Origin of the sequence: Dokdonia sp. PRO95, from assembly GCF_000355805.1 — a bacterium.
Classification (GTDB): domain Bacteria; phylum Bacteroidota; class Bacteroidia; order Flavobacteriales; family Flavobacteriaceae; genus Dokdonia.
Map to the genome: position 1 here is coordinate 1,395,651 of NZ_CM001837.1, position 12,138 is coordinate 1,407,788.

The following is a 12,138-nucleotide window of genomic DNA, read 5'->3' on the forward strand; positions in this document are numbered from 1 at the left end:
TTAAATATAGCGAAAATTAAATAATAAGACCTTTTATCCCTTAAAATTTAAGAGTAGCTCCTACTAAGAAGTTAATTCCCGCCTGCGGATAATAGCCCGCTCCTTCAATGGTAGTAATCTCATTAGGCACTGAGAAATCATCATTATAGGTGAAGAAGTATCCATTTGAAATATATTTCTTATTAAAGATATTATTCACAAGTCCATTGAGGAGAATAGACTTAAATACCGGAACCTCCTTAATCTCGTATTGAATACTCAAATCATTTAAGAAATAAGAATCAAGTTTAGAAAGTTCGCTATCTATATTACCCATATATTGCTCTCCTACAAATTTCGATAAGAAACCTATGCTAAAATCTGCATTAGGCTTATAGGTAAGCATATTACTAGCTACGAGATTAGGCGAGTATGAAATATTTGTATTACCTAGGTTTGTAATCGCACCATCTAGATTAAAAAGAAAATCTCTATTCTTATTTGTGCTTAATGCAATATTAGGTTGTAAAGTAAACTTAGAACTTAGCTTTATAGCAGCATCTATTTCTATACCTGCTCTATAGCTATTACTATTAATTCGGATAGGCGCTCCTACATTATCAAGTTCACCAGTAGGGACTAACTGCCCGTCATAATCCATAAAATAACCATTCACATTTAAGGTGACGGTCTCTGTATTTAATCTCCATCCTAGCTCAAAGTCGTCTAGTTTTTCTGCGCGTGGATTGCCGTCTTCAAAATCTCCACGGTTGGGCTCACGGTTTGCACGGGCATAAGAGGCATATAACTGATTTTCTGCATTAATCTTATAGCTCAAACCTAATTTTGGATTAAAGAACTCATAGTTTTCATCTACCAAAAATTCATCAAGGTCAGAATTGATTCCGTCAGTTTTATAAGTGATAAATCGACCTTGAATGTCTGCATAAAATTGCCATTGATCATTTAATTTAAAGTTCGCTTTCGCGAAAGCAGAAAACTCATTCTTACTTCCCGTTCCAAAATAGTAATTATCTCCTAGCTCAGAATCACCAGCAAATCGTGCCCATATCACTTCGCCAAAATGGTCTCCTCTATAAATGCTACCCAAAGCACCACCTACAAAGTCAACCATGTTGTCCTTGTAATTTGCCGTTGCACTTGCCACATAGAAGTCGTTATCTAGCCAGCGACGTCTTATAATATCTGATGTTTCTATGGTTTCACTACCTATAACTACAGGGGAAATACTGTAAAAAGCAAGATCTTCATCCTCTTTATATTCTTCAAAAAAGCCTCTACCATAGGTGTAGTTTAAACTGAGCTGTGTGCTCCAGTTATTGTCATAACGCTGGTTCCAGTGCAATTGGTAATGATCTTGCTTGTAATCATCTACTTGATTCTCGTGAAAGCGTGTCTCACCATTCTCATCTGTAAACTGTCCTGCAGGGTTAAAGGTTCTATCCTCGGCTAGCGTCTCTGCATCTATCCCAAACCAAGATTGGTATGTAACCTCAGATCCTGCAAAATTGATAAGCTTGATAAGCGTATTATCATCCTTATAGGCTGCTTGTAGAAAGTAAGATTTAAGATCAGACGATGCACGGTCGATATAACCGTCAGATTTAATTTGTGATAAACGACCAGATATCTCAATATGGTCATTGAGTAATCCAGTACTAAATTTCACATTATGACGTCGCGTCCCAAAAGATCCGAAAGAGTTGGAAATCTCACCATATGCCTCATTAGAAATTGCATCTGTAAGAATATTAAGACTGGCTCCAAAAGCTCCAGGTCCATTCGTAGAAGAACCTACTCCACGCTGTAGTTGTAAACTTTCTACGGATGATGTAAAATCTTGAAGATTTACAAAAAAGGTAGTAAGACTTTCTGAGTCATTATAGGGAATTCCATTTATAGTAACGTTAATCCCTTGGTTACCTGTACCACGTACTCGGAAACCAGTGTAACCTATGCCAGCACCAGCGTCTGAGGTAGTCACTACGCCTGGTAAAAAGTTAAGCTGCGTAGCAATGTCTTGTCCTAAGTTGCGCTCTGCAATTTGTTTTTTTGTAAGGTTGGAATGCGTAATAGGTGAGTCGGCTTTTACTCGTACAGAACGTACTAAAACTTCATCAAGTGACTCTACTTTTGTAGTGTCTACCACTGTTTTCTCTTGTGCACTAGCTGTAATTCCTGCAAGCGCAATCATACTCAATAGGATCTTTTTCATCCGTATATGGTTTAGTTACGAATACAAAGGGCAAATATTCTAATAAGTTAGCATTTACATACCTGTGCCGTGAGCACATATTGAAGAGGGTGCACCGTAGTGCTTCTCAAGAGAAATATGGTAACACTAGAAAAGCTAATTTGTATAGCGTTATCTGGAAAAACAAGTTCCTCATTCCTAAACAGCATTACCTGTTCTAGGTTCAATGGGTATAATCTCAGCTTCGTATAAAAGCACCCCTTTGAGATTTTGCAAAGATATACTAGAGTTTTTAATTAAGATATTATAAAGAAAAAATAAATCCGCTTACTGTACTTTTAAACTGACTAGCATTCTCTAGTTCTTATAAAATTATAAAACAATGCATATTTTAATTTACGGATCCGGTGGCGTGGGAGGATTCTTTGGAGGGAAACTCGCGCTTGCTGGAAATAAAGTAACCATGATTGCTAGAGGAGAACACCTTAAGGCCATACAAGAAAACGGTATTGAGGTAAACAGCATAACAGGAGATTTTAAAGCGACTCCGTATCTAGCAACAGATGATCTTAGTAAGATTGAAACACCAGATTTAGTCATCTTTGGAGTGAAGTCGTATCAGATAGAGAGTGCTGTAAAAGATATATTGCAATATTGTGATGAAAATACATTGTACTTGCCTTTACAAAATGGAGCAAGTAATGTAGAGGTCCTTAATTCGGTAGTGCCTAAATCACAGGTGCTGGCAGGACTTTGCCGTATGATTAGTTTTATTGAAGCGCCAGGAGTGATTTCTAATCCAGATATAGCGCCTGCAATACTCTTTGGAGAGCAGGATAATAGTAAGACAGAGCGCCTAGAAAAAATAGTGTCTGTATTTACAGATGCAGGAATTAATGCTGCTGTGCCAGATAATATTCAAGTAGCCATCTGGCAAAAATTTCTTTTTATAACAACCATAAGCGCCATAGGCGGACTAACAAGAGTGCCTATAGGCGTGATGAGAGAGCAGCCGTATATAAAAGAACTGATGCGCAAGACCGCGCAAGAAGTATTTGAGGTGGCAAAAGCAAAAGGAATCATACTCTCAGAGAAAACCTTTGAAAATATGTTTGGAGCCATTAGCAAGCAAGCGCATGAGACAACTGCTTCCACTCAGCGCGATATCATGGCTGGAAAACCGAGCGAATTAGAAAACTTCAATGGTTATATCGTGAAAGAAGGTAAAAGACTAGGTGTGGCTACACCCGTAAATGAGATGATTTATGAGTTGTTATTGCCGCAAGAGAAAGAGGCAAGGAAATAGTCATTTCGACAGCGCGCAGCGACAAGAAATCTCATTACAGTTAATATACAAAAGTGAGTATTATAATGATAACCAAAGCATGTTATTACCTACTATATAATTCCCCATAATTAATTGTAAATTTGCCCCCTTAAATGAGGAAGAGCACGCTTTCGCGAAAGCGTATAAATAATACATATACCATGAAATACCACTTTAACGAGATAGAAGCCAGATGGCAACAATACTGGGCAGATAAAGGCACTTTTCACGCGTCAAATAACAGTGATAAACCTAAATATTATGTGCTTGATATGTTTCCTTATCCTTCTGGGGCAGGGCTTCACGTGGGTCACCCGCTTGGGTATATTGCAAGTGATGTGTACTCGCGTTACAAGCGTTTAAAGGGGTTTAATGTATTGCATCCACAGGGATACGATTCTTTTGGATTACCTGCAGAGCAGTATGCAATCCAGACCGGGCAGCATCCTGCAGTGACTACAAAGGTGAATATTGAGGGCGGTGTAGATAATCAAGGAAATGTGATTGCTGGGTATAGAAAACAGCTGGATAAAATTGGCTTTTCTTTTGATTGGAGTCGTGAGGTGCGTACCTCAAATCCTGAGTACTACAAATGGACGCAGTGGATTTTTACAGAGCTTTTTAACTCTTGGTATAATAAGGATACAGATAAAGCAGAAGCGATAGAAACGTTGGTTTCCGCTTTCGCGAAAACTGGAAATGCAGAGGTAAACGCTGCTTGTGATGATAATATCACACCATTCACTGCAAAGCAGTGGAATGGGTTTACAGAAAAAGAACAACAAGATATATTATTACAATATCGCCTGACCTATCTCGCCGAAACGGAAGTAAACTGGTGTCCAGCACTTGGAACCGTACTTGCAAATGATGAGATTGTAAACGGGGTTTCTGAGCGTGGTGGTCACACAGTAATACGCAAGAAAATGACACAGTGGTCTATGCGTATTTCTGCTTATGCAGAGCGTTTAATCCAAGGACTTGAAGGAATAGACTGGAGCGAATCAATAAAAGAAACACAGCGCAACTGGATAGGAAAATCTGTAGGAGCGATGGTTACATTCCCTCTTAAAGATCATGCCGAAAGTGTAGAGGTGTTTACAACTCGCCCTGATACTATTTTTGGAGTGTCATTCATGACACTAGCGCCAGAACATGAGTTAGTAGCTCAAATCACTACTCCAGAGCAAAAAGAAGCTGTAGAAGCATACATTGAAAAAACAGCAAAGCGTTCTGAACGTGAGCGTATGGCAGATGTAAAAACCATCTCTGGTGTATTTACTGGAGCTTATGCAGAGCATCCTTTTACAAAGGAGCCTATTCCAGTATGGATAGGTGATTATGTACTTGCTGGTTATGGGACAGGAGCCGTGATGGCAGTTCCTTGTGGTGATCAACGTGATTATGACTTTGCAAAGAAATTTGATATTGCAATTCCTAATGTTTTTGAAGGTGTAGATATCTCAGAAGAAGCTTTTTCAGACAAGGCAACTACGGTTATCACAAACTCAGATTTCTTAAACGGATTAAAATATAAGAAAGCCGTAAAACTTGCGATTTATGAGTTAGAAAAAATAGGCGCAGGAGCAGGTAAAACAAACTATAGATTGCGTGATGCGGTGTTTAGCCGCCAGCGATACTGGGGAGAGCCATTTCCAGTGTATTATGAGAACGGAATCCCAAAGATGATTGACGTTGCTCATTTACCTATTAAACTTCCAGAAGTAGAAAAATACCTGCCTACAGAAGAAGGCGAGCCACCATTAGGCCGTGCAGATGTATGGGCATGGGATACTAAGAATAACAAAGTAGTATCTAACGATCTGGTCACTTCGAGCGCAGTCGAGAAGTCTCAAGACGGGATTTACCCGCTAGAACTCAATACCATGCCAGGCTGGGCAGGAAGTAGTTGGTATTTCTTTAGATATATGGAGAAAGCACAGCGCGATGAAGTCTTTGCTTCAAAGGAAGCAATGGATTACTGGGGTAATGTAGATTTATACATAGGAGGATCAGAGCACGGAACGGGGCACTTGTTGTACTCACGTTTCTGGGTGAAATTCTTAAAAGATAGAGGGCACGTAGGTGTAGATGAACCTTTCCAAAAGATGATCAATCAAGGAATGATTTTGGGGACTAGTGCTTTTGTGTATAGAGAGGAAGGAACGAGTAAATTTCTTTCTGCTGGGTTGTTAGAAGGAAAATCTTATCAAGCAATCCACGTAGACGTTACTTTAGTTAACGCATCAGATGAACTAGATGTAGAAGCTTTTAAGAACTGGCGTGAAGAATTTAAAAATGCTGAATTTATCTTAGAAGATGGTGTTTACAAAGTAGGCCGCGAGGTTGAAAAAATGTCTAAGTCTAAGTACAACGTGGTAAATCCAGATCAAATCTGTGAGCAATACGGAGCAGATACGCTACGTATGTATGAGATGTTCTTAGGGCCACTTGAGCAAGCAAAACCTTGGAACACGGCAGGAATTACAGGAGTACATAACTTCTTAAAGAAATTCTGGAAGCTCTATCACAATGGAGCAGACGAAGCTTTTAATGTGACAGAGGAGGCGCCAAGTAAAGACAGCCTCAAAACTCTACATAAAACAATAAAAAAGGTAGAAGAGGATATTGAGAACTTTAGTTTCAATACTTCAGTATCTACATTTATGATTGCTGTAAATGAGTTAGGAGCACAAAAGTGTACCTCTCGTGAAGTGCTGGAGTCTCTGGTTATCCTTATTGCACCTTATGCTCCGCACATCGCAGAGGAGCTTTGGAGCAAGCTTGGACACTCAGAAAGTATCTCTGAGGCTGCTTTCCCAATATTTGATGCGAGTCATTTAGTAGAAAGTGCAAAGAACTATCCTATCTCTTTTAATGGGAAAATGAAGTTTACGCTAGAATTACCACTAGATCTATCTAAAGATGAGATAGAAAAAGTAGTTATGGCAAATGAGAAAACACAAATGTATCTAGATGGTCGTACGCCTAAAAAGGTAATTATCGTGCCTGGTAAGATTGTAAATATAGTAGGGTAACACCTAGCTGTAATATAAAGCTTGCTTGTGTTCAAATAGCTCACGAGCAGGCTTTTGTTTTGTAATTACATTAATAATACGTTGTTGCTATGGCAGGAATTGATAACATAGAAATTATAGGTCTGGTTGCGGCCACACTTACTACGGCGGCTTTCTTGCCTCAGGTGTATCAAACCTGGAAAACTAAGGATGTCTCAGGCTTGAGTCTTCCTATGTTTACTATGTTTTTTGTAGGGGTTGTATTCTGGCTCGTTTATGGAGTTCTTAAAGAAAGTCTCGCCATTATATTAGCAAATGCAATTACTGTAGTCTCTTCTTTCTTATTACTCTATTTTAAAATCAAATACGGTAAAAAATAACATTTTCAGATTGCTAGAAATCCATAGGTATTTTTAATAATATCATTGTGATAGCCCTTGATTTTTAGGATTTTATAATCTGCATTTTTTCGTGTTTCTGTTACCTTGACGCCAAAATTCAAGCAATGGTAATAGGTGTTCCTACAGAAATTAAAAACAATGAAAACAGGGTGGGCATCACCCCCGGCGGAGTCTATGAACTCGTAAAGAGAGGTCATAGTGTACATATTCAAAAGGCAGCAGGCTTTAATAGTGGTTTTACAGATCAACATTATATAGATGCGGGTGCAACAATCCTTGACACGATTGAGGAGGTCTACGCCAGCGCAGAGATGATTGTGAAAGTAAAAGAACCGATCGAGCCAGAATATAAGCTCATTAAGAAAGATCAAATCGTATTCACTTATTTTCACTTTGCCTCTAGTGAGCCGCTCACCAGAGCGATGATTGCCAGCGAGTCTATATGTATAGCCTATGAAACGGTTGAAGAGGAAGACCGTTCGCTCCCGTTACTTACGCCTATGAGCGAAGTGGCAGGTCGTATGTCTATACAGCAAGGAGCGCGATATCTAGAGAAGCCCGTAAAAGGGCGAGGCGTACTTCTAGGTGGAGTTCCTGGAGTGAGTCCTGGTAAGGTGTTAGTCTTAGGAGCAGGAGTAGTAGGCATTCAAGCGGCAAAAATGGCTGCGGGATTAGGTGCCCATGTAACCATCCTAGATATTAGCATGAAGCGACTACGTCATGTAAATGACATCATGCCGCCACACGTGGTGACAGAATTTTCAAATGAATTTAATATCCGTAAACATATAAAAACGCACGACCTAATTATAGGTGGTGTTCTTATTCCTGGTGCAAAAGCGCCAAAACTTATTACTCGAGACATGCTCAAGGAGATGCGTCCAGGTACCGTAATTGTAGATGTTGCAGTAGATCAAGGTGGTTGCGTGGAAACCTCAAAACCTACTACGCACGAAGATCCAGTCTTTATTATAGACGATGTAGTGCATTATTGCGTGGCAAATATGCCTGGTGCAGTGCCTTATACTTCCACCGTAGCGCTTACTAATGTGACCTTGCCTTATGTATTGAAAATTGCAGACCAAGGTTGGAAATCTGCGTGTCTTAAAGATGCTACTCTTAAAAAAGGAGTGAATATCGTCGGAGGTGATGTTGTGTATCAAGAGATTTCGGAGGTTTTTGATGTGCCATATGTTCCGCTAGCAATATAGGTTGTGGGTTACGCTTTCGCGAAAGCGTACTTTTAAAAAACAACATATGTATTCCATAATCTTATGTAGTTGTTATTACACCGAGTATTTGAGGCTTTTGATGATAAAAAGATGAATTGTAATCTTGGCTTAATTTGTGCATAATACTTTTGTAACTTTAGAAACCTAAAAACAACTTTAAAATAAACGACTATGTTAGGAGGATATATGGGCTACTATATTATTGTAGGAGCTATCGGGCTTGTGAGTATGCTAGTAAGCAACAAGCTCAAAAGTAAATTTAAATTTTATTCAGAAGTGCAGCTGCGCAACGGGATGTCTGGAGCAGAGATTGCCGAAAAAATGCTAGCCGATAATGGAATTACAGATGTAAAAGTAATTTCTGTAGCTGGACAGCTTACAGATCATTACAACCCTAGAGATAAGACGGTAAATCTTAGTGATGTGGTTTACGGGCAGCGCAATGCTTCGGCAGCAGCGGTTGCTGCGCATGAGGTAGGTCATGCTATACAGCACGCTACGGCTTACAGTTGGTTGCAAATGCGATCTAAGCTTGTACCCGTGGTAAACATTGCTTCAAAAATGAGTATGTGGGTTATTATGGGTGGTGTCGCGCTCATGGCGTCTACTTCAATAGGAGGTACTGTGGCTATTATTGGTCTTGCACTATATGCAATGGGGACTATATTTAGTCTTATCACGCTGCCAGTAGAGTATGATGCAAGTAACCGAGCATTAGCTTGGCTCAAAGCAGAAAACATGGTAACACCACAAGAGTATGATGGAGCAGAGGATGCTTTGAAGTGGGCTGCAAGAACATACCTTGTTGCTGCAATAGGTTCGCTCGCTACATTAGCATACTTTGCGTTACAAGTTTTTGGAAATAGACGATAATAAGTGTTATCCTGTCAATGAACGTATGATAAACTGTCACAATGACGCTATAATCAAAGCTGATATAAGCGTTGTAAGGTTTGGATTAATTATTGACTAAGTTTGCATAACAGAAATTAATAAGAATACATTAAACACATATAGTTATGGCATTAGAAATCACAGATGCGACATTTGAAGAGCAAGTATTAAACAGCGATAAGCCTGTATTAGTAGACTTTTGGGCTGCTTGGTGTGGACCTTGCCGTATGGTAGGGCCAGTTATCGAGGAGATCGCAGGAGAATACGAAGGTAAAGCCATAGTAGGTAAAGTAGACGTAGATGCAAACCAAGAATTTGCAGCAAAATACGGAGTGCGTAACATTCCTACAGTTCTTATGTTTAAGAACGGTGAGGTAGTAGGACGTCAAGTAGGCGTTGCTCCTAAGGCAACTTACACAGAAGCTATCGACGGACTTTTATAAGCCCAAGCTTTTTATAAGATTATCAGAAAGGTTTGGCACTGTGCCAAGCCTTTTTGTATTTTTAGTGCGCTGTTATTGGAGTACGGTTTCGCGAAAGCAAAACAATACAACACTTAGCAGTTTTGATTACTAAAAGAAAATAATGATGAGGTTTCTGTCTAGGCAGGAACGATAAATAGCCGTAATCGCGGCATATGTTTATGGAAAAGAAAATGAAAGTACAAGACGCAATTGACAGTCAGTTGCTTGATGATAGAAAGATATTCCTCTGGGGAATGGTAGATGATAAAAGTGCAAAGCACGTGATAGATCGTCTTTTATACCTAGATGCACAAGGTCATGGTGAGATTCAACTGTTTATTAATAGCCCGGGTGGTTATGTGACATCTGGTTTTGCAATGTATGACACTATTAAAATGATTAAAAGTCCAGTTTCTACAATTTGTACAGGTCTTGCGGCAAGTATGGGTTCACTGCTTTTATCTGTAGGAGAGAAAGGGCGTCGTTTTATACAGCCACATGCACGTGTAATGATACACCAGCCATCTGGTGGAGCACGTGGTCAAGCTTCTGATATTGAGATTACAGCACAAGAAATTGTAAAAACAAAAGAATTGAGCGCACAAATCCTTGCTGATAACTGTGGTCAAACTTTTGAAAAAATAATGAAAGATTTCCAGCGTGATCACTGGATGGGTGCAGAGGAGTCTGTAGCCTACGGGATTGCAGATGGGGTTTATGAAGGATAGTCTCCTTTATAATTTTATGAGTAACACAAAGTGCGGAATTTATTCCGCACTTTGTGTTTAATGTATCAAAACATATATCTTACCTACTTAAATTGTACCCATAATGGATATCAAATCAGAACTTAACAAAACTTCGGGCTTCGGTAACTTAGAGTTGCTGGCGCGTCAAGTGGTGGAAGGTTTTATTTCTGGGATGCATAAAAGTCCGTTTCATGGATTTTCGGCAGAGTTTGCAGAGCATAAAATCTATAACCCTGGAGAGAGTACAAAACATATAGACTGGAAACTCTACGCAAAAACAGATAGACTGTATACAAAGCGCTATGAGGAAGAAACTAACCTACGCTGCCACCTTATACTAGATAATAGTAGTTCTATGCATTATCCCGCTGTAAAGGAGCACAGCGTGACAGATCTTAATAAGATAAGCTTCTCTGCACTTGCAAGTGCCGCTATTATGAATCTCATGAAAAAGCAGCGTGATGCTGTAGGAATGAGTATTTATAGTGACGATTATGAATTTTATACAGGAGAGAAGGGAAGTGATAGACATCACCATATGTTATTAGATCAATTAAATGGTGTGCTAGATCCCGCTCTTTCAAAGGCAGAAAAGAAAACAGCGACCTACAAGCATCTACATCTCATTGCAGAAAAGCTAAAACGTAGATCTCTGGTTTTTTTATTTTCAGACATGTTACAAGATGATGTAGAGCAAGAACAATTATTTGAAGCGTTGCAGCATCTTAAATACAATAAACACGAGGTGATTCTTTTTCATACGTATAGTCAAGAGAAGGAATATGACTTTAAATTTGATAATAGTCCGCGTAAATTTGTAGATGTAGAGAGTGGAACATCAATTAATTTATATGCAGATAATATTAGAGATATTTATACAAGCGCGGTAGAAACGTACTTTAAAAACTTGCAACTACGTTGTGCTCAGTATCGTATCAAGTATATTCCAGCAGTAATTGAAAAAGGTTTTGCACCTATACTCACCACGTTTTTAGTAGAGCGTCAAAAATTTATTTAAAAATTTTAATTTTTTGTTTGTGTAATCAAAAAACGAGTGTATATTTGCACCCGCAACGAAGCAAAAGCAATGTTGCTTCTCTAATTAAAAAGTTAGAGATTGAAAAACTGAAAAATTTAAGACATACTCAAAGTCTCAAAAAGTGGAGTAACGGTCTGGTAGTTCAGCTGGTTAGAATATCTGCCTGTCACGCAGGGGGTCGCGGGTTCGAGTCCCGTCCAGACCGCAACAAAAAGCTCACAGTCCGTGGGCTTTTTTTGGTTTATAGAAGTAATTGATTACTTTTAACGATGTTGTGTTGGCCACATCACATGTGGTAGGATTTGTAGTTGAATCCGATGAAGAGCTTTTCCTGTAGGAAAGGCTTTTTTTGTTTCAGAGCAATCTTAGATGCTTAGACTAGAAGTGAAACTTCCTTTATAGTTTCGCGATTTTCACGACAACTCTTGATACAATCTTTAATTATTTAGATGAGTAGTGTGCTAGCAAATACAAGAGCTCTTGATCATCTTTTTAATATTTCTAGTGATGATGCTTTCGGCAGGGCTGATGATGTCGTAAAACGCTTTAATTGGCTCAGGAGGTTGCAAGCGCTAGGTTTTATGGTGGTGGTGAAAGCATTAATATTAGTGAGCTTTAATTAATACTTGTAATTGAAAACATTTAAAATAAGGCACAAAAAAAAGCCACACGGACTGTGTGGCTTTGTACTTACTAGCTCCTCAACTAAGACTCGAACTTAGGACCCTCTGATTAACAGTCAGATGCTCTAACCAACTGAGCTATTGAGGAGTGTTACTTTTTGTAAGCGGATGCAAATATAAAACTTTTTTACACTCGTC

Annotated in this window: 10 protein-coding genes, 2 tRNA genes and 1 riboswitch; of the genes, 10 read left to right on the forward strand and 2 right to left on the reverse strand. The window is 39.1% G+C overall.

Annotated elements, in window-relative coordinates:
* Nucleotides 1-40: 40 nt before the first annotated feature.
* A complete protein-coding gene (locus D017_RS06185; protein ID WP_035335376.1) occupies nt 41-2,215 on the reverse strand; it encodes a TonB-dependent receptor in 2,175 nt (724 codons plus the stop codon).
* A gap of 158 nt (nt 2,216-2,373) precedes the next feature.
* Nucleotides 2,374-2,466, reverse strand: a riboswitch (TPP riboswitch).
* Nucleotides 2,467-2,576: 110 nt separating this feature from the next.
* Here D017_RS06185 and D017_RS06190 point away from each other — a divergent pair.
* The 10 genes from D017_RS06190 to D017_RS15355 all read left to right on the forward strand — a co-directional run bounded on the left by D017_RS06190 (nt 2,577) and on the right by D017_RS15355 (nt 11,940).
* On the forward strand, nt 2,577-3,500 hold the full coding sequence (locus D017_RS06190) for a 2-dehydropantoate 2-reductase (RefSeq protein WP_035335378.1): 924 nt from the start codon (nt 2,577-2,579) through the stop codon (nt 3,498-3,500).
* A gap of 182 nt (nt 3,501-3,682) precedes the next feature.
* A complete protein-coding gene (gene leuS / locus D017_RS06195) occupies nt 3,683-6,559 on the forward strand; it encodes a leucine--tRNA ligase (protein WP_035335382.1) in 2,877 nt (958 codons plus the stop codon).
* A gap of 89 nt (nt 6,560-6,648) precedes the next feature.
* Entirely contained in the window at nt 6,649-6,918 is a 270-nt protein-coding gene (locus D017_RS06200; RefSeq protein WP_081804645.1) for a SemiSWEET transporter, read from the forward strand.
* Nucleotides 6,919-7,043: 125 nt separating this feature from the next.
* Nucleotides 7,044-8,150: an alanine dehydrogenase gene (ald, locus tag D017_RS06205; RefSeq protein ID WP_035335384.1), complete on the forward strand. Its 1,107-nt coding sequence runs from the start codon at nt 7,044-7,046 to the stop codon at nt 8,148-8,150.
* 192 nt (nt 8,151-8,342) lie between these two features.
* Nucleotides 8,343-9,044 carry a zinc metallopeptidase gene (locus D017_RS06210; protein ID WP_035335385.1) on the forward strand — a complete coding sequence of 234 codons (702 nt, stop codon included), beginning with the start codon at nt 8,343-8,345 and terminating at the stop codon, nt 9,042-9,044.
* Nucleotides 9,045-9,190: 146 nt separating this feature from the next.
* Nucleotides 9,191-9,508, forward strand: coding sequence for a thioredoxin (gene trxA / locus D017_RS06215; protein ID WP_035335387.1), 318 nt, complete (start codon nt 9,191-9,193; stop codon nt 9,506-9,508).
* Nucleotides 9,509-9,708: 200 nt separating this feature from the next.
* Nucleotides 9,709-10,257, forward strand: a complete 549-nt coding sequence (locus D017_RS06220) for an ATP-dependent Clp protease proteolytic subunit (protein ID WP_035338043.1) — start codon at nt 9,709-9,711, stop codon at nt 10,255-10,257.
* A 103-nt stretch (nt 10,258-10,360) separates the two neighbouring features.
* Entirely contained in the window at nt 10,361-11,296 is a 936-nt protein-coding gene (locus tag D017_RS06225; protein WP_035335389.1) for a DUF58 domain-containing protein, read from the forward strand.
* 152 nt (nt 11,297-11,448) lie between these two features.
* Nucleotides 11,449-11,522: transfer RNA gene (locus D017_RS06230), tRNA-Asp, on the forward strand.
* A gap of 244 nt (nt 11,523-11,766) precedes the next feature.
* Nucleotides 11,767-11,940, forward strand: coding sequence for a hypothetical protein (locus D017_RS15355; RefSeq protein WP_160164963.1), 174 nt, complete (start codon nt 11,767-11,769; stop codon nt 11,938-11,940).
* Nucleotides 11,941-12,014: 74 nt separating this feature from the next.
* Here the strand turns inward: D017_RS15355 and D017_RS06235 are convergent.
* A tRNA-Asn gene (locus D017_RS06235) sits at nt 12,015-12,088 on the reverse strand.
* Nucleotides 12,089-12,138 lie beyond the last annotated feature (50 nt).

Bases quoted from the DNA above. Each gene is read 5' to 3' on its own strand.
- D017_RS06225 (WP_035335389.1), top strand. From the start codon at position 10,361: ATGGATATCAAATCAGAACTTAACAAAACTTCGGGCTTCGGTAACTTA.
- D017_RS06210 (WP_035335385.1), top strand. From the start codon at position 8,343: ATGTTAGGAGGATATATGGGCTACTATATTATTGTAGGAGCTATCGGG.
- D017_RS06185 (WP_035335376.1), bottom strand. From the start codon at position 2,215: ATGAAAAAGATCCTATTGAGTATGATTGCGCTTGCAGGAATTACAGCT.
- leuS (WP_035335382.1), top strand. From the start codon at position 3,683: ATGAAATACCACTTTAACGAGATAGAAGCCAGATGGCAACAATACTGG.
- D017_RS06220 (WP_035338043.1), top strand. From the start codon at position 9,709: ATGGAAAAGAAAATGAAAGTACAAGACGCAATTGACAGTCAGTTGCTT.
- trxA (WP_035335387.1), top strand. From the start codon at position 9,191: ATGGCATTAGAAATCACAGATGCGACATTTGAAGAGCAAGTATTAAAC.
- D017_RS06190 (WP_035335378.1), top strand. From the start codon at position 2,577: ATGCATATTTTAATTTACGGATCCGGTGGCGTGGGAGGATTCTTTGGA.
- D017_RS06200 (WP_081804645.1), top strand. From the start codon at position 6,649: ATGGCAGGAATTGATAACATAGAAATTATAGGTCTGGTTGCGGCCACA.
- D017_RS15355 (WP_160164963.1), top strand. From the start codon at position 11,767: ATGAGTAGTGTGCTAGCAAATACAAGAGCTCTTGATCATCTTTTTAAT.
- ald (WP_035335384.1), top strand. From the start codon at position 7,044: ATGGTAATAGGTGTTCCTACAGAAATTAAAAACAATGAAAACAGGGTG.